The organism is Lactonifactor sp. BIOML-A5, from assembly GCF_009677585.1.
Classification (GTDB): Bacteria; Bacillota; Clostridia; order Lachnospirales; family Lachnospiraceae; genus Lactonifactor.
The window spans coordinates 101,195-125,990 of record NZ_WKYV01000004.1; the positions used below are offsets into that span (position 1 = coordinate 101,195).

Annotated in this window: 28 protein-coding genes; 22 read left to right on the forward strand and 6 right to left on the reverse strand. The window is 45.0% G+C overall.

Features of this window, described 5'->3' with window-relative positions; genetic code table 11:
• Positions 1 to 25: 25 nt before the first annotated feature.
• Both GKG41_RS04195 and thiI read left to right on the forward strand, forming a co-directional pair.
• Complete coding sequence (locus GKG41_RS04195; protein ID WP_154257309.1) at positions 26 to 1,180, forward strand: cysteine desulfurase family protein; 1,155 nt, start codon at positions 26 to 28, stop codon at positions 1,178 to 1,180.
• A gap of 14 nt (positions 1,181 to 1,194) precedes the next feature.
• Positions 1,195 to 2,373 (forward strand): tRNA uracil 4-sulfurtransferase ThiI, encoded by a 1,179-nt coding sequence (gene thiI, locus GKG41_RS04200; protein ID WP_154257311.1) that lies wholly within the window; start codon positions 1,195 to 1,197, stop codon positions 2,371 to 2,373.
• 90 nt (positions 2,374 to 2,463) lie between these two features.
• Here thiI and GKG41_RS04205 read toward each other — a convergent pair whose 3' ends face one another.
• Complete coding sequence (locus GKG41_RS04205; protein WP_072849130.1) at positions 2,464 to 2,697, reverse strand: PTS sugar transporter; 234 nt, start codon at positions 2,695 to 2,697, stop codon at positions 2,464 to 2,466.
• Positions 2,698 to 2,842: 145 nt separating this feature from the next.
• Here GKG41_RS04205 and mtaB point away from each other — a divergent pair, with 145 nt between their 5' ends.
• The 10 genes from mtaB (at position 2,843) to GKG41_RS04255 (ending at position 10,262) form a co-directional block, all read left to right on the forward strand.
• Positions 2,843 to 4,150 carry a tRNA (N(6)-L-threonylcarbamoyladenosine(37)-C(2))-methylthiotransferase MtaB gene (gene mtaB, locus GKG41_RS04210; RefSeq protein WP_154257312.1) on the forward strand — a complete coding sequence of 436 codons (1,308 nt, stop codon included), beginning with the start codon at positions 2,843 to 2,845 and terminating at the stop codon, positions 4,148 to 4,150.
• Between the two features lie 72 nt (positions 4,151 to 4,222).
• Positions 4,223 to 4,498 (forward strand): IreB family regulatory phosphoprotein, encoded by a 276-nt coding sequence (locus tag GKG41_RS04215; RefSeq protein ID WP_072849129.1) that lies wholly within the window; start codon positions 4,223 to 4,225, stop codon positions 4,496 to 4,498.
• A gap of 3 nt (positions 4,499 to 4,501) precedes the next feature.
• Positions 4,502 to 4,921, forward strand: coding sequence for a Holliday junction resolvase RuvX (gene ruvX / locus GKG41_RS04220; protein ID WP_154257314.1), 420 nt, complete (start codon positions 4,502 to 4,504; stop codon positions 4,919 to 4,921).
• 31 nt (positions 4,922 to 4,952) lie between these two features.
• Positions 4,953 to 5,222 (forward strand): DUF1292 domain-containing protein, encoded by a 270-nt coding sequence (locus tag GKG41_RS04225; RefSeq protein WP_072849127.1) that lies wholly within the window; start codon positions 4,953 to 4,955, stop codon positions 5,220 to 5,222.
• Between the two features lie 56 nt (positions 5,223 to 5,278).
• Positions 5,279 to 5,737 carry a Fur family transcriptional regulator gene (locus GKG41_RS04230; protein ID WP_226903010.1) on the forward strand — a complete coding sequence of 153 codons (459 nt, stop codon included), beginning with the start codon at positions 5,279 to 5,281 and terminating at the stop codon, positions 5,735 to 5,737.
• Between the two features lie 34 nt (positions 5,738 to 5,771).
• The gene (locus GKG41_RS04235; protein WP_154257316.1) at positions 5,772 to 7,439 is read left to right on the forward strand and encodes a ribonuclease J; all 1,668 of its coding nucleotides are present in this window, start codon (positions 5,772 to 5,774) and stop codon (positions 7,437 to 7,439) included.
• 10 nt (positions 7,440 to 7,449) lie between these two features.
• Positions 7,450 to 7,788 (forward strand): YlbF family regulator, encoded by a 339-nt coding sequence (locus tag GKG41_RS04240; protein WP_072849124.1) that lies wholly within the window; start codon positions 7,450 to 7,452, stop codon positions 7,786 to 7,788.
• Positions 7,789 to 7,804: 16 nt separating this feature from the next.
• The gene (locus GKG41_RS04245) at positions 7,805 to 8,353 is read left to right on the forward strand and encodes an endolytic transglycosylase MltG (protein ID WP_154257318.1); all 549 of its coding nucleotides are present in this window, start codon (positions 7,805 to 7,807) and stop codon (positions 8,351 to 8,353) included.
• 20 nt (positions 8,354 to 8,373) lie between these two features.
• Positions 8,374 to 9,018: an O-methyltransferase gene (locus tag GKG41_RS04250; protein WP_154257320.1), complete on the forward strand. Its 645-nt coding sequence runs from the start codon at positions 8,374 to 8,376 to the stop codon at positions 9,016 to 9,018.
• Positions 9,019 to 9,029: 11 nt separating this feature from the next.
• A complete protein-coding gene (locus GKG41_RS04255; RefSeq protein WP_154257322.1) occupies positions 9,030 to 10,262 on the forward strand; it encodes a U32 family peptidase in 1,233 nt (410 codons plus the stop codon).
• On the opposite strand, the gene sigK is transcribed toward GKG41_RS04255, so the two are convergent.
• Together sigK and GKG41_RS23085 are read right to left on the reverse strand one after the other, a co-directional pair.
• Positions 10,236 to 10,862 (reverse strand): RNA polymerase sporulation sigma factor SigK, encoded by a 627-nt coding sequence (sigK, locus tag GKG41_RS04260; RefSeq protein ID WP_072849121.1) that lies wholly within the window; start codon positions 10,860 to 10,862, stop codon positions 10,236 to 10,238. The genes GKG41_RS04255 and sigK overlap by 27 nt on opposite strands.
• Before the next feature lie 146 nt (positions 10,863 to 11,008).
• Positions 11,009 to 11,155 carry a hypothetical protein gene (locus tag GKG41_RS23085; RefSeq protein WP_173015494.1) on the reverse strand — a complete coding sequence of 49 codons (147 nt, stop codon included), beginning with the start codon at positions 11,153 to 11,155 and terminating at the stop codon, positions 11,009 to 11,011.
• Positions 11,156 to 11,469: 314 nt separating this feature from the next.
• Between GKG41_RS23085 and GKG41_RS04265 the strand changes: the two genes are divergently transcribed.
• The 10 genes from GKG41_RS04265 (at position 11,470) to GKG41_RS04310 (ending at position 22,760) form a co-directional block, all read left to right on the forward strand.
• Positions 11,470 to 13,008 carry a YifB family Mg chelatase-like AAA ATPase gene (locus GKG41_RS04265; protein ID WP_154257324.1) on the forward strand — a complete coding sequence of 513 codons (1,539 nt, stop codon included), beginning with the start codon at positions 11,470 to 11,472 and terminating at the stop codon, positions 13,006 to 13,008.
• A gap of 88 nt (positions 13,009 to 13,096) precedes the next feature.
• Positions 13,097 to 13,981: a DNA-processing protein DprA gene (gene dprA / locus GKG41_RS04270; protein WP_154257326.1), complete on the forward strand. Its 885-nt coding sequence runs from the start codon at positions 13,097 to 13,099 to the stop codon at positions 13,979 to 13,981.
• 33 nt (positions 13,982 to 14,014) lie between these two features.
• Positions 14,015 to 16,096, forward strand: coding sequence for a type I DNA topoisomerase (topA, locus tag GKG41_RS04275; protein WP_154257328.1), 2,082 nt, complete (start codon positions 14,015 to 14,017; stop codon positions 16,094 to 16,096).
• 268 nt (positions 16,097 to 16,364) lie between these two features.
• Positions 16,365 to 17,153, forward strand: coding sequence for a GTP-sensing pleiotropic transcriptional regulator CodY (gene codY, locus GKG41_RS04280; RefSeq protein ID WP_072849116.1), 789 nt, complete (start codon positions 16,365 to 16,367; stop codon positions 17,151 to 17,153).
• A 347-nt stretch (positions 17,154 to 17,500) separates the two neighbouring features.
• Positions 17,501 to 17,785, forward strand: coding sequence for a co-chaperone GroES (groES, locus tag GKG41_RS04285; protein ID WP_154257329.1), 285 nt, complete (start codon positions 17,501 to 17,503; stop codon positions 17,783 to 17,785).
• Between the two features lie 28 nt (positions 17,786 to 17,813).
• The gene (gene groL / locus GKG41_RS04290; RefSeq protein WP_154257331.1) at positions 17,814 to 19,427 is read left to right on the forward strand and encodes a chaperonin GroEL; all 1,614 of its coding nucleotides are present in this window, start codon (positions 17,814 to 17,816) and stop codon (positions 19,425 to 19,427) included.
• A 104-nt stretch (positions 19,428 to 19,531) separates the two neighbouring features.
• The gene (locus GKG41_RS04295; protein ID WP_154257333.1) at positions 19,532 to 20,035 is read left to right on the forward strand and encodes a DUF6106 family protein; all 504 of its coding nucleotides are present in this window, start codon (positions 19,532 to 19,534) and stop codon (positions 20,033 to 20,035) included.
• Positions 20,036 to 20,104: 69 nt separating this feature from the next.
• Positions 20,105 to 21,559: an IMP dehydrogenase gene (gene guaB / locus GKG41_RS04300; RefSeq protein ID WP_154257335.1), complete on the forward strand. Its 1,455-nt coding sequence runs from the start codon at positions 20,105 to 20,107 to the stop codon at positions 21,557 to 21,559.
• A gap of 57 nt (positions 21,560 to 21,616) precedes the next feature.
• Complete coding sequence (locus GKG41_RS04305; protein ID WP_154257337.1) at positions 21,617 to 22,345, forward strand: peptidoglycan recognition family protein; 729 nt, start codon at positions 21,617 to 21,619, stop codon at positions 22,343 to 22,345.
• A 10-nt stretch (positions 22,346 to 22,355) separates the two neighbouring features.
• Positions 22,356 to 22,760 (forward strand): secondary thiamine-phosphate synthase enzyme YjbQ, encoded by a 405-nt coding sequence (locus GKG41_RS04310; protein WP_154257339.1) that lies wholly within the window; start codon positions 22,356 to 22,358, stop codon positions 22,758 to 22,760.
• A 94-nt stretch (positions 22,761 to 22,854) separates the two neighbouring features.
• Here GKG41_RS04310 and GKG41_RS04315 read toward each other — a convergent pair whose 3' ends face one another.
• From GKG41_RS04315 to GKG41_RS04325, 3 genes are read right to left on the reverse strand one after another with little or no spacing between them, the layout of a single operon-like run.
• Positions 22,855 to 23,688, reverse strand: coding sequence for a hypothetical protein (locus GKG41_RS04315; RefSeq protein WP_154257340.1), 834 nt, complete (start codon positions 23,686 to 23,688; stop codon positions 22,855 to 22,857).
• Positions 23,682 to 24,380 carry an ABC transporter ATP-binding protein gene (locus GKG41_RS04320; RefSeq protein WP_072849102.1) on the reverse strand — a complete coding sequence of 233 codons (699 nt, stop codon included), beginning with the start codon at positions 24,378 to 24,380 and terminating at the stop codon, positions 23,682 to 23,684. Before GKG41_RS04320 ends, GKG41_RS04315 begins: the two co-directional genes overlap by 7 nt.
• Positions 24,377 to 24,757 (reverse strand): GntR family transcriptional regulator, encoded by a 381-nt coding sequence (locus GKG41_RS04325; protein ID WP_154257342.1) that lies wholly within the window; start codon positions 24,755 to 24,757, stop codon positions 24,377 to 24,379. The genes GKG41_RS04320 and GKG41_RS04325 overlap by 4 nt, the downstream gene beginning before the upstream one ends.
• Positions 24,758 to 24,796: the final 39 nt, after the last annotated feature.

Genomic DNA, 24,796 nt, shown 5'->3' on the forward strand with positions numbered 1-24,796 from the left:
TGTGGTGAAACTTGGAGGAAATAAAATGGAAGCTTATTTAGATAATTCAGCTACAACCAGATGCTATGAGTGCGTCAGGGACGTGGTGGTGAAGACGATGATGACTGATTACGGGAATCCTTCAGCTATGCATGCGAAGGGAGTAGAGGCAGAGCAGTATGTCAAACAGGCAGCCCAGAGGATAGCCAGGGCTATGAAGGTACAGGAAAAAGAAATATATTTTACTTCCGGGGGCACGGAGTCAGATAATTGGGCCCTGATCGGTGCGGCCATGGCGAATCAACGGCAGGGAAAGCACATCATTACCACGGCTGTAGAGCATCCGGCGGTATCGGCTCCTCTGGCGTATCTGACAGAGCTGGGATTCCAGGTATCTGTACTGCCGGTGAACAGGATGGGGACAGTATCGCTAAAGGATCTGGAGGATGCGCTCCGGGAGGATACCATTCTGGTGTCTACCATGTTTGTGAATAACGAAATAGGCTCTCTGCAGCCCGTGGAGGAAATCGGAAAGCTGTTAAAGGATAAGGCGCCGGGTGTAGTGTACCATGTGGATGCCATACAGGCCTTCGGCAAATACCGCATATTCCCCAAAAAACTTGGGATTGATCTGCTGGCAGTGAGCGGACATAAGATTCATGGACCGAAGGGTACCGGTATTTTATATATCAATGAGAAATGCAGGATACGCCCTCTGATACTGGGAGGGGGGCAGCAGAAAAATATGCGGTCCGGGACAGACAATGTTCCGGGAATTGCCGGGCTGGGTGCTGCCGCTGAAGAAATATACCGGGACTTTGACCGTAAAATCCCAAAGCTGTATGAACTGAAGGGATATTTCAGGGGACAGCTGGAAGGGATTGCAGATGTGGTGATTCACGGCATGGACACAAAACAGGGTGCTCCCCATATTGTGAACGCAAGCTTTCTGGGAGTCCGCAGTGAGGTCCTTCTCCACACATTGGAGGAAAAGGGAATATATGTATCCGCAGGGTCTGCCTGCTCCACACATAAGCGGGCTGGGAGCCCAACCTTGTCGGCAATGGGAGCGTCGAAAGCGGAGATGGAATCTGCTGTGCGCTTCAGTTTCTCAGAGTTTACAACCAAGGAAGAACTGGATTATTGTCTGGAGGCCCTCAGGGAAGCCGTTCCCATGCTTCGCAGATATGCCCGTCACTAATAAAGGAGAATACTATGTTTAAAGCATTTTTGATTAAATACGCAGAGATTGGAATCAAAGGAAAAAACAGATATCTTTTTGAGGACGCTCTGGTAGCCCGGATAAAGCAGGTACTTAAGGAAGTGGAAGGGATATTTCACGTAACCAAAGAACAAGGGCGTATCTATGTCTTTGCAGAGGGAGCCTTTGACTATGAGGAGACTGTGGAGGCTCTGAAGCGGGTGTTCGGAATCTTCGGCATCTGTCCGGTTGTGGTGCTGGAGGATAAAGGCTATGAGGAGCTGGCAAAAGAGGTTGTCTCTTATATGGACCACATGTACCCGGACAAGGATAAAAGCTTTAAGGTCAATGCAAGAAGGGCAAAGAAAAGCTATCCCCTCAACTCTATGGAGCTGAACTGTGAACTGGGAGGAGCTGTTCTGGACGCCTTTCCGTCTATGCGGGTGGATGTGCACCATCCGGAGATTATGCTGAATGTGGAAATCCGCAGTAAGATATATATATATTCAGAGATTATCCCCGGACCGGGAGGAATGCCCATTGGGACCAACGGTAAGGCGATGCTGCTTCTATCCGGGGGAATTGACAGTCCGGTAGCGGGCTATATGATCGCAAAAAGAGGGGTAAAAATTGATGCTGTATACTTTCATGCACCTCCCTATACCAGTGAGCGCGCCAAGCAGAAGGTAGTGGACCTTGCCCGTCTGGTAGCCAGGTACAGCGGCCCCATCCAGCTGCATGTGGTGAACTTTACAGATATTCAGCTCTATATCTATGAGAAGTGCCCTCACGATGAGCTTACCATTATAATGAGACGCTATATGATGAAGATTGCGGAGCATTTTGCCAGGGAGAACGGATGCCTGGGACTGATAACAGGGGAGAGCATCGGACAGGTGGCCAGTCAGACCATGCAGAGCCTGGCAGCTACCAATGAAGTCTGCACGCTGCCGGTATACCGCCCTGTGATTGGATTTGATAAACAGGAAATCGTGGATGTATCCCTGAAGATTGGTACGTATGAGACGTCTATACTTCCCTTTGAGGACTGCTGCACCATTTTTGTGGCAAAGCACCCGGTTACAAAACCGAATCTTAATATCATAAAGCGCTCAGAAAAGAATCTGGAGGAAAAGATTGATACCCTTATGGAAGAGGCGATCCGTTCCACAGAAGTGATTTCCGTAGAATAATGTGGGAATATAGAACAGAAAAAAACGGCCTCTGCACTGCAGGGCCGCATTCTGTTTTGTCTGTTCTCTGATTCGTATATAACAGAGAAATTAAATCATGTAAGGTTTTAAAGTCTCTAAAATAGTATCCAAAGGTCCTTCATTTGCGTGGATATTCAAATCGATCGGCTTGGATAAATCTAAGCTGAAAATCCCCATAATTGATTTAGCGTCGATTACGTATCTTCCGGATACTAAATCAAAATCAAAGTCAAACTTAGTAATGTCGTTAACAAATGATTTTACTTTATCGATAGAATTTAATGAGATCTGAACAGTTTTCATTGGAATCCCTCCCTTATGTATTAGTACTGTTTACAGGGATAATCTTACCGTCTATACTGGGAAAAGTCAAGATGAAAACACACAAAGATGAAAAGCAGGATTCGTCAAGTCGCATAATAAATGGAAAATGTTAGGAATAGAAAATATGGAAAAAAAAGTTGCCCTGCACAACCTGGGCTGTAAAGTAAACGCATATGAAACAGAGGCTATGGAGCAGATGCTGGAGGAAGCGGGATATCAAATCGTGCCTTTTGCTCCCGGGGCAGATATTTATATTATCAACACCTGTACCGTGACAAATATTGCCGACCGCAAATCCCGGCAGATGCTTCACAAAGCCAAGAAAATGAATCCCGATGCCATTGTAGTGGCGACGGGGTGTTATGTACAGGTAGGAAAAGAAAAGCTGAAAAAGGATGATGCCATTGACCTGGTGGTGGGCAATAATAAGAAAAAGGATCTTCTGTCTATTCTGGACGCCTACGTCCAGGGGAAGGCAGGGGACAAAGAGGAAGTCCTGGACATGAAGGAGGCGCTGGAGTATGAAAATCTTCAGCTTTCTCAGACCGGGGAGCATACCAGAGCCTATCTAAAGGTACAGGACGGATGCAATCAGTTCTGCAGCTACTGTATTATCCCCTATGCCAGAGGCAGAGTCAGGAGCAGAAAAAAGGAAGAGGTTTTGGCTGAGGTAAACCGTCTGACCGCGAACGGGTATCAGGAATTTGTTTTGACCGGCATCCACCTGAGTTCCTACGGGATTGACTGCGATGACAGTCTGCTGTCTCTGATACAGGCTGTACATGGTATAGAGGGCGTAAAGCGTATCCGGCTGGGCTCCCTGGAACCCCGGATTATAACCCAGGACTTTGCCCGGGCATTGGCAGGAATGCCCAAGATCTGTCCTCATTTTCACCTCTCCCTGCAGAGCGGCTGCGATGAGACGCTAAAGCGGATGAACCGCCGGTACAGTGCCGGAGAGTACCGGGAAAAATGCGAGCTTTTGCGGCAGGTATTTGATAACCCTGCTCTGACCACGGATGTGATCGTGGGATTTCCGGGAGAGACAGAAAAAGAATTTCAGGAGTCCCGGGAGTTTATTGACGGCATCCGGTTTTATGAGACACATATTTTTAAGTACTCCAGGAGAGAGGGAACCCGGGCGGCAGCTATGGAGAACCAGATTCAGGAATCGGTCAAAACGCAGAGAAGCAGGGATTTAATTGAATTGGGAGAACTGCACCAGAGGGAATATATGGAATCCTTTTTGGGAAAAGAAGTGGAGATCCTGTTTGAGGAAACAGTAAATATCCAGGGCAAAGTCTGCTGGATCGGTCATACAAGAGAATACATTCGGGCAGTGGCAAAGACAGATCAGAACCTGGAGAATGTGATAGCCAGGGGAACTGTTCGCGGTTTTTCGACAAAAGATACGATTATTTGTGAAATATAGTAGAAAATATCCATTGAATTCTGTGTAGTTTTATATTAGAATAAAAGAAAGTTTAGGTAAGGGCGTGAAAATATGGCAAACAATAATATTAGCAATACACAATATTTCAAAGTAAAAACAGAACCGGAGATCCAGGTAAAAGAGATTCTGGATCTGGTATATAATGCGATGGACGAAAAGGGTTACAATCCGGTTAACCAGATCGTTGGCTACATTATGTCCGGAGATCCCACTTATATTACCAGCCATAAAGGTGCCAGGAGCATGATTATGAAGGTGGAAAGAGATGAGCTGGTAGAAGAACTCCTCAAGGAGTATATCAAGAATAAATCCTGGAAACGAGATTAATCTATGAGAATTATGGGACTTGATTACGGTTCGAAAACCATAGGGGTAGCAGTCAGTGACCCCTTAGGTTTGACTGCCCAGGGAATCGAAACCATTCATCGCAAGGACGAGAATAAGCTTCGCAAGTCTCTGGCGCGGATTGAAGAATTGGTACGTGAATATGAAGTAGAAACCATTGTGTTAGGCTTTCCTAAAAATATGAATAATACCATTGGGGACAGGGCTGTCAAATCTCTTGAGCTAAAAGATGTTCTGGAGAGAAGGACAGGCCTGCCTGTTGTGATGTGGGATGAGAGGCTGACGACAGTGGAAGCGAACCGGACGCTGATGGAGAGCGGGGTTCGCAGGGAAGACCGCGGCAAATATGTGGACAAGATTGCCGCTGTATTTATTTTGCAGGGATATTTGGATTCCCTTAGCTAAAACTTAATATTGTGAAGAAAGGATGTCAGGTATGGAGACTATTATATTTGACGGGGACGACGGGATTCAGCTGGAATTCGGTATACTGGAACAGACAAGAGTAAACGGACATAACTATCTTCTGGTAGTAGATCCGGACGAGGAAGACGAGGAAGAGGGAAGCGAGGCTTATATCCTGAAGGATATCTCTGAGGAAGAGGACGAAGAGGCCTGCTATGTATTCGTAGAGGACGACACGGAGTACGACGCCGTGTTTAAAGTTTTTGAAACTATGTTAGAAGATGTTGAATTTGTGAAATAATAATAGGTGAACAATGCACTTTATTCTACGTAAAAGTGAAGGTAAGAGGTGAGAACGTGACAGACAGCCAAGAGTTTGCAGAGATTTTAAGAAAAAACGGGTTGAAAGTAACCAACCAGAGACTACGGATATTGGAAGTGCTGGCTGGCTGTCCCGATCGGCACCTGACAGCAGAAGAAATTTATGATCTGGTAAAGGCAGAATTTCCTGAGATAGGACTTGCTACGGTTTACCGGACCATACAGATTTTATTAGATTTGCATTTAATTGATCGGATTAATCTGGATGACGGATGCGTGCGTTATGAGATCGGCCAGGATAAGGACCGGGACAGACACCACCACCATCATCTGATTTGTATATCGTGCGGAAAGATTATCTCACTGGAAGATGACTTTCTGGAACAATTAGAGGAGCATATCAGGGATTCCCTTGGGTTTACCGTAACGGACCACGAGGTGAAGCTTTTTGGATATTGCAGAGATTGTACGAAAGAACAGAATAAAGTAGAATGAGGTGCCAATTATATCATATGACGGAGGAATCATTTTGAAAAAAAAGAATAATGGCACAAGCTTGAAAATAATACCCCTGGGTGGGCTGGAACAGATTGGTTTGAATATGACTGCCTTTGAATACGAGGACAGCATTGTGGTAGTTGACTGCGGACTTTCTTTTCCGGAGGATGATATGCTGGGAATTGACCTTGTGATCCCGGACGTGACTTACCTGAAGGATAATATTCAGAAGGTAAAAGGATTTGTGATTACCCATGGGCATGAGGATCATATTGGGGCACTGCCCTATATTTTAAAGGAAATTAACGTTCCTATCTATGCGACAAAGCTTACGATAGGACTGATAGATAATAAATTAAAAGAGCACAACCTGCTGAAAACAACCAAGAGAAAAGTGATCAAACACGGACAGTCCATCAATCTGGGGGCTTTCCGCATTGAATTTATTAAGACAAACCACAGTATTCAGGATGCGTCCGCCCTGGCTATCTATTCCCCTGCGGGGATTGTGGTACACACAGGGGATTTTAAGGTGGATTATACGCCCGTGTTCGGGGATGCCATTGACCTGCAGCGGTTTGCCGAGATTGGAAAGAAGGGCGTACTTGCGCTTATGTGCGACAGCACTAATGCGGAACGGCCGGGATTTACCATGTCGGAGCGCACGGTGGGACGCACCTTTGACAATATATTCTCAGAACACAAGAATACCAGGATTATCATTGCCACATTTGCATCCAATGTAGACAGGGTGCAGCAGATTATTAATTCTGCCTATAAATTCGGCAGAAAAGTGGCGGTGGAGGGGCGCAGCATGGTAAATGTTATTACCACAGCTTCTGAACTGGGCTATCTGAAGATTCCGGAGAAAACACTGGTTGAAATTGATCAGATTAAGAATTATCCGGATGAGCAGATGACGCTGATTACCACCGGCAGTCAGGGAGAATCTATGGCGGCTCTTTCCCGTATGGCAGCCAGTATTCATAAAAAAGTATCTATAAAACCCGGCGATACTATTATATTCAGCTCGAATCCCATCCCCGGGAACGAAAAGGCAGTGTCTAAGGTAATTAACGAGCTTGGGATGAAAGGGGCGGATGTCATTTTCCAGGACGCCCATGTATCGGGACACGCCTGCCAGGAAGAAATTAAACTGATTTACTCTTTGGTTAAGCCCAAATATGCCATACCCGCCCACGGGGAATACCGACATCTGAAGGCACAGGCCAAGGTGGTAGAGCAGCTGGGGATAGATAAGGACAATATTTTTATTCTGTCTTCAGGGGATGTTCTGGAGGTGAGTGATGACAAGGCGGAAGTGACGGGAAAAGTTCATACGGGAAGTATCCTGGTAGACGGCCTTGGCGTAGGAGATGTGGGAAATATTGTGCTCAGAGACCGGCAGCATCTGGCTGAGGATGGCATCATTATCGTAGTCCTTACCCTGGAGAGAAGGAGCAATCAGCTGCTGGCAGGCCCGGATATTGTGTCCAGAGGATTCGTCTATGTAAGGGAATCGGAAGATCTGATGGGAGAGGCCAGAGTTGTTGTGGAAGATGCCCTGGACGTTTGTCTGGATAAAAGAATCTCCGATTGGGGCAGAATAAAAGGAGTCATCAAGGATTCCCTTGGTGAATTTGTATGGAAACGCACAAAGAGAAGACCGATGATCCTGCCCATTATTATGGAGGCTTAGAGGTGATAAAATGAGTTTGATAGAAACCTGTACGGAAAGGCTGGCAGCAGCCATCCGCACCGGTGATGTTTATAAACGCTACAAAAAGGCGCTGGATGAACTGAAGCTGATGCCGGAAGAGAAAGCAAAAATGGATGAATTGCGAATTCTGAACTATCGTATGCAGAATGAGGAAAAGGACATTGATCTGTACGAGGCCATTGATCAGGTGGCGGAGCGTATGGATGAGCTGCTCGAAATCCCTCAGGTGAGAGAGTTCCTTTTGGCGGAACAGGCCCTCTGCAGGCAGCTGCAGAATATAAATGCAACGATTCACCAGGGAATTGAAATCGACGTGCCGGATCTGTAAAAGTAAGGAGAATATTATGGCTAATAGAATGAGAGACGATGGACATGGAGTGGCAATCGCAGGTGGGTTTTTCAGAATTCTTCTGTACGTCTGTGTGATATTCGCAATCATATATGTAGGTAAAACTGCTTACAGCTTTGGATACGATATCTTTAATCAGGTACCTGTGTCCCAGGGAGAGGGAAAGGATGTTACTGTGGTGATAAAAGACGGAACATCTGTGTACAAGATAGGTAAAATCTTGAAGAATAAGGGCCTGATTGATGATGCGAAGGTTTTTGTGGTACAGGAAAAGTTATCAAACTATAAGGATAAACTGCAGGCTGGAACTTATATTCTGAACACGTCCCAGACCGCAGATGAGATGATGGCGATTCTGGCCCGGGAGAATACGGAAGGCCAGCCTGAACAGGAAGACAAAGAGGAAGACGGTACAAAGGACGAGGCGGACAAAACTGCGGACGAGAATTTGGAGAAAGTAAGCCAGGATCCTCAGGACGGAGACGATGCCCAGAGCGGTGAAGGCGACTCCGGGGAAGAGGGGGCTGAAGGAGGCCAGGAATAAGCAGGATGGGAGATTGACAGATGATTGTAGAGGAGAGAATGGCTGCCTATATAAATTCTCTGGACAGGGGGAATACGCCATTTTTGGATCAGCTTGAGATAGAGGCTGTCCAGAATCGTGTTCCGATTATCCGGAGAGAGATGCAAAGCTTTTTAAAGGTTCTGCTTCTGTCCCTTCGTCCTCTGAGCATATTGGAGGTAGGGACCGCAGTGGGATTTTCAGCGCTTTTGATGAGCGAATACGCCCCACAGGGCTGCCGGATTACAACCATAGAAAACTATGAAAAACGAATCCCCATAGCCAGGGAGAATTTCAAAAAGGCAGGAAAAGAGGATGTGATTACTCTTTTGGAGGGAGATGCGGCAGACATACTGAAAGATCTTGATGATAGGTACGATCTGATATTTATGGATGCTGCTAAGGGACAGTATATTCACTTCCTCCCTGAGATACTCAGGCTTCTGCGCACTGGGGGAGTGCTGCTCTCGGACAATGTGCTTCAGGATGGAGATATCATTGAATCCCATTTTGCCGTGGAGAGGAGAAACCGCACCATTTATAAACGGATGCGGGAATACCTCTATACGCTGAAACATCATGAACAATTGGAAACTGCCATCCTTCCTCTGGGGGATGGCGTAACTATGAGCACAAAAATCAAATGAGTGATGATGCAATGAAAAAACCAGAATTATTAGTGCCTGCCAGCAGTCTGGAGGTATTGAAAATAGCTGTGATATACGGTGCTGATGCGGTGTATATCGGAGGGGAAGCCTTCGGACTGAGGGCAAAAGCTAAAAACTTTTCCATGGATGAAATGAGAGAAGGCATACAATTTGCCCACGATCATAGAGTAAAGGTCTATGTAACAGCCAATATCCTGGCTCATAACGATGATTTGGAAGGGATCCGCACATACTTCCGGGAACTTAGGAAAATTAGACCGGATGGGCTTATAATAGCCGATCCAGGCGTGTTTATGATTGCCGGGGAAGTATGTCCGGAGATCGAGCGGCATATCAGTACACAGGCGAACAACACCAATTATGAGACTTATCTGTTCTGGCATAAGCTAGGGGCAAAGCGGGTGGTATCGGCCAGGGAACTGTCTCTGGAGGAGATACGGGGGATTCGCAGCCGGATTCCTGAGGAACTGGAGATTGAGACCTTTATACACGGGGCAATGTGTATCTCGTATTCCGGGCGGTGTCTGCTCAGCAACTACTTCACCGGACGGGATGCCAACCAGGGAGCCTGTACCCATCCCTGCCGGTGGAAATATTCCATTGTGGAGGAGACAAGGCCAAATGAATATATGCCTGTCTACGAGAATGAACGGGGTACTTATATCTTCAATTCAAAAGACCTCTGTATGATTGAACATATGGAGGACGTGCTTACCTGCGGAATCGACAGCTTAAAGATAGAGGGCCGGATGAAGACAGCCCTCTATGTTGCAACCGTTGCCAGAACCTACAGGAAAGCAATTGATGATTATTTTTCAGATCCCTCCTTGTACCGGGAACATATGCCCTGGTACCGGGAGCAGATCTCTAACTGTACGTACCGCCAGTTTACCACTGGTTTCTTCTACGGAAAGCCAGATTCCGATACCCAGATTTATGACCAGAATACGTATCTGAAAGAGTATACGTATTTGGGATACGTGGAAGCAAAGGATGACCGCGGGCTCTGCCGGATTACCCAGAGAAATAAATTCTCTGTAGGGGAAACCATTGAAGTCATGAAACCGGACGGCAGAAATATTTCCGTGCAGGTCAAATCCATTCTGGATGAGGAGGGCAGTCCCCGGGAAAGTGCTCCCCATCCAAAAGAAGTGCTATATCTTGATCTGGGAATAGAACTGGATCCATACGATATCTTAAGACGGCAGGAAGAATCTGCGTAATTTCAGAAGGGCATTTTTTTCTATTCTAGAGACGTAAGAGCGGCTGATATTCAGCCGCTTTGCTATTTCCCGCTGGGTATACTCTTCCTCCCCGAACAGGCCATAGCGAAGCTTTACCACCTCATATTCTCTGGGGGTCAGAACAGACTCAATCAGCTCATATAATTTTTTTACATCTTCTTTGAAGGTATAGGTATCCACCACATCTACCGGAACATTTTCTATAATGTCCAGCAGATGAATTTCATTGCCTTCCTTATCTGTGCCAATGGGTTCATAGAGGGAGACTTCTTTGGACGTCTTCTTGCGGGAGCGGAGCATCATCAACAGCTCATTGTCAATACACCTGGCCGCATAGGTAGAAAGCCGGTTGGCTTTATTGCTGTCAAAAGTTTGTATTGCCTTGATGAGCCCTACAGTTCCTATGGAAATCAAGTCATCCAAATCTTCATCTATTCCCTGATACTTCTTCACAACATGTGCAACAAGACGTAAGTTTCGTTCAATAAGAACATTTTTAGCTTCCAAGTCGCCCCCCTGGTATCTCTGAAGATAATATTTCTCCTCTTCTACGGTAAGGGGCTTAAGAAATGTCTTCAAAAAGGTTACCTCAAAGGGATTTGTTTATAGTCTATGTGAGAGAAGAAGATTTTGTGCTTTTCCATCTGAAAAGGGCGAAAAAGGGGACGTGTTCTTTCTGGAAAGAACACGTCCCAAAATAGGATCGACCTGTCCCCAATGAGGTTTTAGCTTTGTTTATCCTGCTGGTAAGCTACCAGTACAATGTCTTTGTCTGTCTTCTGACTGATTTCTTCTTCCAGACGGTTGATCATGGAATTATCGGACTCTGTAATATCTGCCACCTGGTATCCTGAATATTCTTTGTTATCCATTTGAAACACCTCCTTTTGATGTAGTATGTGAGAAAAAGAGCAAAATTATGTTTTTTTTCATGGTGCAATTGACATGGCATAAGTTTTGTGACAAAATAAAAGAACCTTTTATTAAAACTTCTGTATTTCCGGGACATTTCGTCCATGTTTATCCTTTCAATAGTAATTACTTATTAAATAATAAGTTTGATTCTTTTTGTCTCTGTGTTTTGCAGCAGGCATATCTTTTTCTGTTCAGATTTGTCAAAGAAATATTTCCAATGCATAAGTGAATGGTATTTGAGCCGGAGGAAAGGCTTGGAGAGGAGTTAAGTATGTTTAGCAGTGTATTGTCAGCAGCTATTATGGGAGTAGAATGTTTTCCGGTAAGGGTGGAGGCAGATGTGAGTGACGGACTTCCTATGTTTAATATGGTGGGGTATCTTACTTCCCAGGTGCGGGAGGCTCAGGACAGAGTGAAGACTGCTATGCGCAATATGGGGATTGCGCTGCCTCCCAAAAGGGTGACGATTAATCTGTCGCCTGGTGATCTGCGAAAGGATGGCCCTGCCTTTGACCTGCCCATTGCTGCAGCTATTCTGACTGCTCTGGGGTATCTGGAGGAGGTCATGGTAAAGGATGTTTTGATTGTGGGAGAATTGAGCCTGGACGGTACCGTACACCCGGTATCCGGCATTCTGGCTATGGTGGATAAAGCGAAGGAGCTGGGATGCAGAGCCTGCGTACTCCCAAAGGAAAACTGGAGAGAGGGTAATATTATCCAGGGGATTCCAGTTGCCGGGGTCAGTACCTTAAAAGAAACCATAGAAATGCTTCGCAGCGGCGATTTTGAGCGTTTTCAGCGAGAAAATCCCGTCGGGGAGGTATTTTACAGGGAACCGGAATATTCTCTTGATTTTGACGAAATACAGGGACAGGAGGCTGTAAAAAGGGCGGCGGTAGTGGCTGCCGCAGGTTTTCACAATCTATTGATGATAGGTCCCCCGGGAGCTGGTAAGACAATGGTGGCAAGACGGCTCCCCACAATTATGCCTCTGCCGTCGCTGGAAGAATGTATAGAAATATCAAGAATTTACAGTATCGCAGGTCTTCTACCGGCGGACAGTCCTCTGATGGTTACCCGTCCCTTCCGGGCGCCCCATCATACGCTTTCTCCCCAGGCTCTGGCCGGAGGAGGCAGAATTCCCCGGCCGGGAGAAATTACTTTGGCTCACAGGGGGATTCTCTTTCTGGATGAACTGACGGAATTCTCCAGAGTCAGCCTGGAGATCTTAAGGCAGCCTCTGGAAGACAGACAGATCTTAATAGCAAGGGCAATGGGGAGCTTCTGCTTTCCCGCTAACTGCATGGTAGTTGCTGCCATGAACCCGTGCGGATGCGGCTATTTTCCGGATATGAACCGCTGTACCTGCCGGCCTGGGGACATTAGCAAATATCTGCGGAAGATCAGCGGTCCCCTCCTGGACCGGATGGATATCTGCGTGGAGGCAGGGGCAGTAAAGTATCAGGATATTGCGTCAAAACGAAAAAAGGGGCCTTCCTCTGCTGATCTTCGTAAAGAGATTACAAGGGTACATAAGACCCAGGAGGATAGGTTTAGGGGGACAGAGATACGCTTCAACTCACAAATTCCCGGTTCAGAACTTGAAACCTTCTGTCCTGTGGAAAAGCAAGGCAGGGAACTTTTGGAAAAAGCGTATAAAAAGATGAATTTTAGTATCAGGGGCTATCATAGAATCTTAAAAACAGCCCGTACGATAGCCGATTTGGAGGGGGAAGAAATTCTTCTAAAAAGGCATATCGGTGAAGCGATCTGCTACCGGAAGGCTGATAAGAAATACTGGAACATTTAATGGTTATACAAAGAGAGGACGTACCACCATGTTCTATCAGGCACAGAGAAAAGGAACTTGGGGTATAAAAATCAGAATAGGAGGAATTATGGAGAATACGGGAGACAAAGAAGTTGTCTGTTATCATAAACTTCACAGGGAGTACCCCAGGCGTCTGCTGCACTACGGTGATATGCCGCCCCGACTGTTTGTAAGAGGAGTGCTTCCCAGAGAGGACAGGGCTACCGTGGCTATTGTAGGGGCGAGAATGTGCAGCTATTATGGTCAGGTGCAGGCGTTTGAATTTGCAAAAGCGCTGAGTCAGGCAGGGGTTCAGATTATAAGCGGTATGGCCCGGGGAATAGACGGCCATGCGCACCGGGGAGCACTGGCGGGTGGAACCCCGACCTTTGCTGTTCTTGGCTGCGGCGTTGATGTCTGCTATCCCAGGTCAAATTATGATTTATATAAAAAAATCCCTGAACAGGGAGGGCTGCTGTCTGAGTTCCCCCTGGGATATGAACCTCTGCCCCGGAATTTTCCCCTACGAAATCGTATAATCAGCGGGCTGGCAGACCTAGTGCTGGTTATAGAGGCAAAAAAGAAAAGCGGCTCTCTGATTACCGCAGACTGTGCACTGGAGCAGGGGAAGACGGTATATGCCCTGCCGGGGCGTGTGAGCGATGGGCTAAGCTATGGGTGCAACCGCCTGATAGAGCAGGGGGCGGGAATCGCCTGTTCTGTGGAGAGCCTATTGGAAGAACTGGGAATTTCCCCGGGAAAAAGCGACAAATTGCTAATAAAATCACAAATAAGACTTGAAAGTCAGAAAAATATGGTGTATAGTTGTCTGGATTTACAGCCCCAGAATCTGAATCAATTATTAGAAAAAATACCTCTGTCTCCAGAGGAAGTTATGGGGATTCTTCTGGAACTTCAGCTAGAGGAACTAATAGTGGAACCGATGAAAAACTATTATGCCAAAATAAAATAAATGAAATGGACCGAATACCGGAGGAGGTAAGGAATGGCAAAGTATTTAGTGATTGTGGAGTCGCCTGCAAAGGTAAAAACAATCAAGAAATTTCTTGGTTCAAATTATGAAGTGGCTGCATCAAACGGTCATGTGCGTGACTTGCCCAAAAGTCAGCTGGGAATTGATGTGGAACATGATTTTGAACCAAAGTATATAACGATCCGAGGAAAGGGCGAGCTGCTGGCAGGACTGAGAAAGTCATCCAAAAAGGCAGACAAAGTATACCTGGCAACTGACCCGGACCGTGAAGGAGAGGCGATCTCCTGGCATCTCTCTAAGGCGTTGAACCTTCAAGACGACAAGATGCGCCGGATTACATTTAACGAGATTACAAAAACAGCAGTAAAAGCTTCTATAAAAGAGGCGAGAGATATTGATATGAATCTGGTGGATGCCCAGCAGACCAGAAGGATTCTGGACCGTATGGTAGGCTATAACATCAGTCCAGTCCTTTGGGCAAAAGTCAAGAGAGGCTTAAGTGCAGGCCGTGTACAGTCTGTCGCCCTTCGCATCATCGGTGACAGGGAAGAAGAAATTAACGCTTTTATACCGGAGGAATACTGGTCTCTGGAAGCTTCCTTCAAAGTCAAAGGTGAGAAAAAGCCCCTGGTGGCCAAATTTTACGGCAGTGAAAAGAAAAAGATGGAGATCCATTCCCAGGAGGAGCTGGATAAGATCTTAAAAGCTCTGGAAGGGGCAAAATACCAGGTGGCCGAAGTGAAAAAGGGAGAGCGCACCAAGAAAGCACCTCTGCCGTTTACCACCAGTACTCTTCAGCAGGAGGCTTCAAAGGCGCTCAATTTTTCTACTCAGAAAACGATGCGGCTGGCCCAGCAGCTATACGAGGGAATTGATATAAAAGGTAACGGCACCGTAGGTATTATTACTTATCTGCGTACAGATTCGACCCGTATCTCTGAGGAGGCCGATCAGCTGGCAAGAGAGTATATCACAGAGCAGTATGGGGAAACGTATGCAGCCAACAAGGAAGAGAACAGCAATAAGGGAAAAAAGATTCAGGATGCCCACGAGGCAATCCGCCCCACAGATATTACCAGAACGCCAGCTGCTATGAAAGAGTCTCTGTCCAGGGATCAATTCCGGCTGTATCAGTTAATCTGGAAACGATTTACTGCCAGCAGAATGCAGCCGGCCAAATACGAGACAACGTCTGTAAAAATAAAAGGGGGAGACTACTACTTTACAGTAGCCGCCTCAAAACTTAAATTTGACGGTTTTATGGCAGTCTATGTGCAGAGCGATGAGGAGAAGCCGGAAAATAATCTGATGATGAAAAGTCTGGATGAGAACACGGAGCTTTCTCTTGAGAACTTTGACGGACAGCAGCATTTTACGCAGCCCCCTGCCCATTATACGGAGGCTTCTCTGGTTAAGACGCTGGAAGAACTTGGAATCGGGCGTCCCAGTACTTATGCCCCCACGATAACCACAATTATAGCCCGCCGCTATGTGGCAAAAGAGAATAAAAATCTTTATATTACAGAACTGGGAGAAGTAGTGAATAATATCATGAAACAGGCTTTCCCCAGCATTGTGGATGTGAATTTTACCGCTACTTTTGAAGAACTCCTGGATAAAGTGGAAGACGGCAGTGTATACTGGAAAACCGTAATCCGCAATTTTTATCCTGATTTGGACGAGGCAGTAAAGGCAGCGGAACAGGAATTAGAACAGGTAAAAATAGAAGACGAGGTGACGGATGTTATCTGTGAAGAATGCGGCCGCAACATGGTAATTAAGTACGGTCCTCACGGAAGATTCCTGGCGTGTCCGGGCTTTCCCGACTGCCGGAATACAAAACCGTACCTGGAGAAGATTGGAGTATCCTGCCCCAAGTGCGGGAAGGATATTGTTCTCAAAAAGACGAAAAAAGGTCGTAAGTATTATGGCTGTGAAGATAACCCGGAGTGCGATTTTATGTCCTGGCAGAAGCCGTCCAAAGAGAAATGTCCCAACTGTGGGGGCTATATGCTGGAAAAAGGAAACAAACTTTTGTGTGCAGATGAGCACTGCGGCTATGTAACGGAGAAGCCAAAAGAGGAAAAGGAATAGATGGCTAAGCTGCTGTAATGGGTTTAAAATACCATACAGCAGCTGATTTTTGGATAAAATTCCTTTTTTGATTTGCATGATTATCCATAAATTTTGTGTTATTGGCTTCACCAGCTTTTGAAACTGAGGAATTATCAGAAAAAAAGTTAAAAAAGTATAAATCCGTTAGCGACGACATTGATTTGCCGCCAATTGTATGATAGAATAAAGCAAATGGGAGAATTTTATTTTATTACTCATATTTAGGACAAAAGAAAGGAGGTTCAGCATGAGCGTACAACTATTGGATAAGACGAGAAAGATAAACAAATTGCTGCACAACAATAATTCCTCAAAGGTTTTATTTAACGACATCTGTGAAGTTATGGTAGAAACACTGGAGTCGAATATTCTGGTACTCAGTAAAAAAGGTAAGGTGCTGGGCGTAGGACTGTGCGAAGGAGTAGAAGAGATTACAGAGCTGATTGAAGACGAGGTGGGAGGCTTTATCGATACTCTCCTGAATGAGAGATTTCTGGGAGTGCTTTCTACGAAAGAAAATGTAAATCTTCAGACTCTGGGATTTGAGGGGGAGCATGTAAAACAATACATGGCTATCATTAACCCAATTGACATTGCCGGGGAACGCTTGGGGACTGTTTTTATGTACAGAAGCGGTAAGCAGTACGATATTGAAGATATAATTGTGAGTGAATACAGCACCACTGTGGTAGGACTTGAGATGATGCGTTCCGTACATGAAGAGAATGCTGAGGAAAATCGTAAGATACAGGTTGTCAAATCTGCTTTCAGCACGTTGTCATTCTCAGAACTAGAAGCTATTATTCATATTTTTGATGAGCTGGACGGAGATGAGGGAATTCTGGTTGCCAGCAAGATTGCGGACAGGGTAGGCATCACACGGTCTGTAATTGTAAATGCGCTCAGGAAGTTTGAGAGCGCGGGCGTTATCGAATCCAGATCCTCAGGAATGAAGGGAACCTATATCAAGGTGCTCAACGAAGTTATATTCGATGAGCTGGAAGAAATTAAAAAACGGAAAATAGTTAAAAAATAATGCTTGTTTTGAACTATAAAAGGAGCTGTTAGGTATCTGCAGTTCCTTTTTTATGTTATTTTGCTGCTGCCTTTGCCGCGGAAAATAAAAAATGTTTAATTTCTTCTTAAATGGCATAGGATAAAGATGGAATTATAAAATAAATATAAAATCAGGTAAAAATTAAGAAAGTGAGAAAATAAGAGAAAACAAGAGATAAAAAGAGATAACAAGAGAATGGATGCTATAGAATCTCTTTCAGAAACTTGCAGATTTTTTCAAGATTAACTAATATATGACTAACGGTTAGCACTCGATGTAAATGAGTGCTAATAAAAGCAGAAAATATTTTAAGGAGGCAATAGATTATGAAATTAGTACCATTGGGAGACAGAGTCGTTTTAAAACAGTTAGAAGCTGAAGAAAAGACAAAATCAGGAATCGTATTACCGGGTCAGGCACAGGAAAAACCCCAGCAGGCTGAGGTTGTTGCAGTAGGACCGGGCGGAGTTGTTGACGGCAAAGAAGTAAAGATGGAAGTTAAAGTGGGAGATCAGGTAATCTATTCCAAATACGCCGGTACAGAAGTAAAATTAGATGATGAAGAATTTATCATTGTAAAACAGAACGATATCTTAGCAGTAGTAGAATAAATCATAGAATTCAGGAGGAATGACAGATATGGCAAAAGAGATTAAATACGGAGCAGAAGCAAGAGAGGCACTGCAGAATGGTGCCGATAAATTAGCGAATACAGTACGCGTGACATTAGGACCAAAAGGAAGAAACGTAGTTCTGGACAAATCCTTTGGCGCACCTCTTATCACCAACGATGGTGTCACCATTGCAAAGGAAATTGAGCTGGAAGACGGATTTGAAAACATGGGCGCTCAGCTAATCAAGGAAGTAGCTTCCAAGACAAATGATGTGGCTGGTGATGGTACTACAACAGCTACTGTACTTGCTCAGGCCATGATTCATGAAGGAATCAAGAACCTTGCAGCTGGTGCAAATCCAATTATCCTGAGAAAGGGTATGAAAAAAGCAACAGATGTGGCAGTAGAGGCAATTGCTTCCATGAGCAGAAAAGTAGAAGGAAAAGATCAGATCGCAAGAGTTGCAGCAATTTCTGCCGGCGATGATGAAGTGGGAGAATTAGTTGCAGACGCTATGGAAAAAGTATCCGGCGACGGTGTTATAACCATTGAAGAGTCTAAGACAATGAAGACAGAGCTGGATTTAGTAGAGGGTATGCAGTTTGACCGCGGATACATTTCCGCTTACATGGCAACTGACATGGACAAAATGGTAGCTAATCTGGATGATCCATATATCTTAATCACTGATAAGAAGATCTCTAACATTCAGGAACTGCTTCCTCTGTTAGAGCAGATTGTAAAAACAGGCGCCAAACTGTTAATTATTGCTGAAGACGTAGAGGGCGAAGCTCTTACTACACTCATTGTAAATAAATTAAGAGGAACCTTTAATGTTGCAGCTGTTAAGGCTCCGGGCTACGGTGACAGAAGAAAGGCCATGTTAGAAGATATTGCTATCTTAACAGGCGGTCAGGTAATCTCCGATGAATTGGGTCTGGACTTAAAAGAAGTTACCATGGATCAGCTGGGACGTGCAAAATCTGTTAAGGTTGAGAAGGAAAATACAGTTATTGTTGACGGTGCAGGCGATAAAGCAGCCATTGATGCTAGAATCAGCCAGATTAAGGGACAGATTACAGAGACAACATCCGAGTTTGACAAAGAAAAATTACAGGAAAGACTTGCTAAACTGGCAGGCGGCGTAGCTGTTATCCGTGTTGGTGCCGCTACTGAAACTGAGATGAAAGAGGCTAAGCTTCGTATGGAAGATGCTCTTGCAGCAACACGTGCAGCAGCAGAGGAAGGTGTAATCGCAGGAGGCGGATCCGCTTACATCCATGCTTCCAAGAAGGTTGAAGAGCTGGCAGAGACATTAAGCGGCGATGAGAAGACAGGTGCGGTAGTTGTATTAAAAGCTCTGGAATCTCCTCTGTACCACATTGCAGCCAATGCTGGTCTGGAAGGCTCTGTCATTGTCAATAAAGTAAAAGAATCTGAGACAGGCGTTGGATTTAATGCTCTGAAAGAAGAGTATGTAGATATGATTAAAGAAGGAATTCTGGATCCTGCAAAAGTAACAAGAAGTGCATTGCAGAATGCTACCAGTGTGGCATCAACGCTGTTAACAACAGAATCTGTTGTATCTAATATTAAGGAAGATACTCCGGTAGCTCCAGCAGCTCCTGGAATGATGTAAGCTTCACAGAATTTTAAGACTTTCTAAGGGCTGGCGTCGTAGACGTCAGCCCTGCTTTGTGCTAGAATGAAGACAGTTTCTAAGAATGTACAAGGAGAGAAACCATGAGTGATTTGTATTCAGAATTTTTGGTAAAAAAGCAGAGTACCGGCAAAGATATGGCAGTCAAAATTGGAATGCTGGCCCTCACCGTTGTAGCGGTATTTGCAGGAGTCATGATACACCCTCTTTTATTTATTGCGGCTATTGGGCTGGGAGCTGCGGATTACTTTGTATTCCTTAATCTGGATCTGGAATATGAGTATCTTTATGTGAATGGCGAACTTGATATCGACAGAATCGCAGCAAAGACCAAGAGAAAGAAAGTGAAAAGCCTGGATACGGGTAAGATGGAGATCCTGGCGCCGGTAAAGTCCCATAGAATGGATTATTATAATAATAACAGCAGATTAAAAGTACTGGATTATTCGTCGCAGGATCCATCCCACAAAATTTACGCCATGATTATTCCCGATGGTCAGGAATTGTGTAAGGTTTTGTTGGAATTCGACGAAAAGATGCTCAGCAACATACAAAAATCAAATCCCAGAAAAGTTTTTACGGATTGACACCTTTGTCGAATTTTGTTACACTAGGGAACAAAACCAAAATAAATAGAAACGAAAGGGAGAGAGTAAATGGGTACAATAATTGGTGAAGGCATTACTTTTGACGACGTACTTCTAGTTCCGGCATACTCAAAGGTAACTCCGAATCAGGTAGATTTAAGCACTTATCTGACCAAAAAAGTTAAATTAAACATTCCTATGATGAGCGCAGGAATGGATACTGTAACAGAACATCGCATGGCAATTGCTATGGCAAGACAGGGCGGTATAGGAATTATTCATAAGAACATGTCTGTGGAGCAGCAGGCAGAGGAAGTAGACAAGGTAAAACGTTCTGAAAACGGTGTTATTACAGACCCATTTTTCTTATCACCAGAGCATACATTGGAAGATGCCAACAACTTAATGGCCAAATTCCGTATCTCCGGTGTTCCTATCACAGAGGGAAGAAAACTGGTAGGTATTATTACCAACCGTGATCTTAAGTTCGAAGAGGACTTTTCTAAAAAAATCAAGGAATCTATGACATCTGAAGGCCTGATAACAGCAAAAGAGGGAATCACACTGGAGGAGGCGAAGCGAATCCTGGCAAAAGCCAGAAAGGAGAAGCTTCCTATTGTAGATGATGATTTCAATCTGAAAGGGCTTATAACCATCAAAGATATTGAAAAACAGATTAAATATCCGCTGTCTGCAAAGGACGCCCAGGGAAGACTGCTGTGCGGAGCTGCTGTGGGAATTACTAAGAATGTGATGGAGCGGGTGGACGCCCTTGTGAAGGTGCGGGTAGATGTCATTGTCATAGATTCTGCTCATGGCCATTCGGAGAATATACTATCCACACTTCGCATGATTAAAGACGCATATCCTGAGCTTCAGGTTATCGCGGGAAACGTAGCCACAGCGGAGGCAACCAGAGACCTGATAGCAGCAGGTGCGGATGCTGTAAAGGTAGGAATCGGTCCGGGATCTATCTGTACCACAAGAGTGGTGGCAGGGATTGGTGTTCCTCAGATTACAGCAGTTATGGACTGTTATGGAGAGGCAAAGAAGACCGGAACTCCGGTAATCGCTGACGGAGGAATCAAGTACTCCGGAGATATGACTAAAGCCATTGCAGCAGGGGCTAATGTGTGCATGATGGGAAGTATCTTTGCCGGGTGTGATGAAAGTCCAGGTACCTTTGAATTATACCAGGGCAGAAAGTATAAAGTTTATCGAGGGATGGGCTCCATAGGAGCCATGGAAAATGGAAGCAAAGATCGCTATTTCCAGACAGACGCGAAGAAACTGGTACCGGAAGGTGTGGAAGGCCGTGTGGCATACAAGGGACATGTGGAAGACACGGTATTCCAGCTGATTGGAGGAATTCGTTCTGGTATGGGCTACTGCGGTGCACCGGACATTGAAACTTTAAAGGAAACAGGAAAATTCATTAAGATTTCCGCCGCTTCACTGAAAGAATCTCATCCGCATGATATTCATATAACAAAAGAAGCACCGAACTACAGTGTAGACGAGTAAAATAAGAGGAGGAGGCAAAGGGGTGCCTCCTCCCTCTTTTTGGCAGAGGATAAGCATATGGTAAGGGGTAAAAGACGAAGGAAAAGACGCCGCAGTGCCGGGTATCGGAAGAGGCAGCTGGAGGTAAGACGTAATATAATACTATTTGGAATTGTTCTATTGGGAGTGATTCTGCTCTGTCTTACAATAAAGACAGTAAAGAATAAAAGAGAGGAAGCCAGGACGGCTGCTATGGATGACAAAAAGGTATCTTTTGTGGGAGCACCGCCTCTGGACGTGCAGCTGCTGGATGTGAATCCGTATTCAAGGCCAGGGACGGCGCTGGAGCGGATTAAGGGGATTGTAATACACTATACAGCCAATCCAGGGACCTCTGCGCAGAATAACAGAGACTACTTTGAAGGGCTGAAAGACAGCCAGGAGACAAAAGCCAGCAGTCATTTTGTCATTGGCCTGGACGGAGAAGTGGTGCAGTGCATACCCAGCAATGAGATATCCTATGCGTCCAATGAGCGCAACAGCGATACCCTCTCTATAGAGTGCTGTCATCCGGACGAGAGCGGCCATTTCAATGACGCCACCTATCAGTCACTGGTGGAACTCACGGGATGGCTCTGTGAACGGTTTTCTCTGAAGTCAGACGATGTCATCCGACATTATGATGTTACCGGGAAGATATGTCCCAAGTATTATGTTGAGCACGAAGACGCATGGAAGCAATTCAAGAAAGATGTGGACAAGCAGATAAAGATAGTAGAAAAAGAGCAGAAAGAAGCAGGGGAATAGGAGGCAGAAAATGAATCTATTCAAACATTCGCTCACCATTCAAAAACCTCAGACTATGGTGAAGATTACGGGTCAGATAAGGGAAGACATTAAAAACAGCGGCATCCGATCAGGGATAGTTGCAGTGTACTGTCCTCATACAACCGCAGGAATAACAATAAATGAAAATGCAGATCCGGATGTAGTAACAGATGTGATCTATGGCTATGAAAAAGTATTTCCCACAAATGACAGGGTTTACCGCCACTGCGAGGGGAATTCTCATGCCCATATGAAATCCTCTGCAATGGGGGCGTCAGCCACCTTGATTCTCGAAGAAGGAAAAATAATTCTGGGGATCTGGCAGGATGTTTACTTTTGTGAATTCGACGGACCCAGGAATCGGAACTATTATGTGAAGATTATAGAAGGGTAAGCAATTGGGGACAGGTCATGTTGAATTTGGGACACCCAGGATCTATTTGGGGACGTGTTCTTTGTAGAAAGAACACGTCCCCCTTTTTTACTTTTTATTCCAGATTCAGCCTCTTGGACAATATATAGTGGATTCCAAAATAAAATCCTACAGTGAGCAGTAAGTCGAATATTATAGAAAATCCCATATACACTGGTGACATCCCAACGGTGGATGTGGTTGTTATTAATGCATTGTTTGAATTGACGGAGTAAGGACTCCATCCCAGAGTGAGCATCATGATGACTCCTACAATCTGCAGTACCAGATAGATTCCTGCCAGGGAACCGATGGCTCCCAGGATCTTATGGGTCTTGCAGAGACTTCCCAGACAAATGGCAAAGTATACCATAAAAATGCTAAAGAAAACACTGATGAGCATGGTTAATAGCATATAGATGGTACTAAAGAACTCAGAGGTTCCAAAGGCTGTCAGCATTGCTTTCCAGAATTCCTGGAAGAATTCAGGCAGGTATTGCATGGTATAAGAGTTGATAAAAATGATTGCCAGAGAGGCGCATATGATTATCATGTCAATCAACCCCCAGATGATAAATACAAAGCAGCGGGACCATATATGCTGGGCGGGGGTTACTGGCAGCGTGTGCATTAGGTAGCCTTCATTGGAAAACATGCCTTTCTGGAAGTCCCTGGCCAGAAATATATAAGTCATAACTGCGATACAGAAGATTCCCAGTACATACAGCAGAATATAGACTGCAGTCACAAGACTAGTGGCTGGGGATGCGGTATTGAAGTTGCCTTCCCCGTTTAATGCCATTGAGAAAATAATTCTTCCTATTACAGAGAATGCAAGCAGTGCCCCATGAATTAGTATCAGCAGCTTGGATACCTGTTTTAAATTATGTTTAAACAATTTTCCTAACATCTGAATACCTCCCGGAATAAACCATCTACAGATTTGCCCCTCTCATACCGGATTTCGTCTACAGAGGAAATTAGCTTAATCTGACCGTACTGAATAAATATGACATCGTCCAGTACGTTCTCTACATCTGAAATCAAATGGGTGGAGATGATGATGGTGGCATCTTCTGCATAGTTATTAATAATTGTAGAAAGGATGTAATCTCTGGCAGCAGGATCTACGCCCGCGATAGGTTCATCCAGGCAGTAGAGCTTAGCCCTGCGGCTCATGACCAGGATGAGCTGTACTTTTTCTTTGGTGCCTTTGGACATAGTTCTGAGGCGATCGCTGGGATTAATATTCAGCTTCTCCAGCATATCATAGGCGCGGCTCCGATCAAAGTCTTCATAAAAATCCACAAAAAAGCTGATGGCATCATTCACACTCATCCAGTCTCCAAGATATGTGCGTTCCGGAAGGTAGGAAACAATTTTTTTTGTATCTACACCCGGGGCCATACCATCGATTAGGACTTCCCCGTTGGTGGGGACTAAAAGACCGTTAATCAGCTTAATCAGCGTGGTCTTTCCGCTTCCGTTTGGGCCAAGCAGCCCGATGATTTTTCCTTTATCCAAGGATAGGTTAATATTGGCAAGTGCTGTCTTAGTACCATAAGACTTGGTAAGATTCTTGCACTCTAATATCTGGCTCATTCTTTCTCCTCCTTGTCAATTTTCTCCAGCTGCGTAATCAGATCAATAATCTCCTGCTTTTTAAATCCCAGCTGCGCCATCTTATCCAGAAATTCTTTGATATGAGCTGACGCAATTTCTTCTTTCATTTTTTGAATCATAATAATGTCCTCCGTGATATATCGTCCGCTGGTTCTCTGGGCAAATACCAGACCGGTTCTCTCAAGTTCTGTCAAAGCTTTCTGCATGGTATTAGGATTGACGGCAGCTTCTGATGCCAAATCCCTCACTGACGGGAGCCTGTCTCCCGGAGCATAATTCCCGGATATAATATCTTGTTGTATCTTTTCGATAATCTGAGCATATATCGGGCGTTCGGAACTAAGATTCCAAGCCATTAATGAACACCTCCTGTACTATTGTATTAATGATTTAAT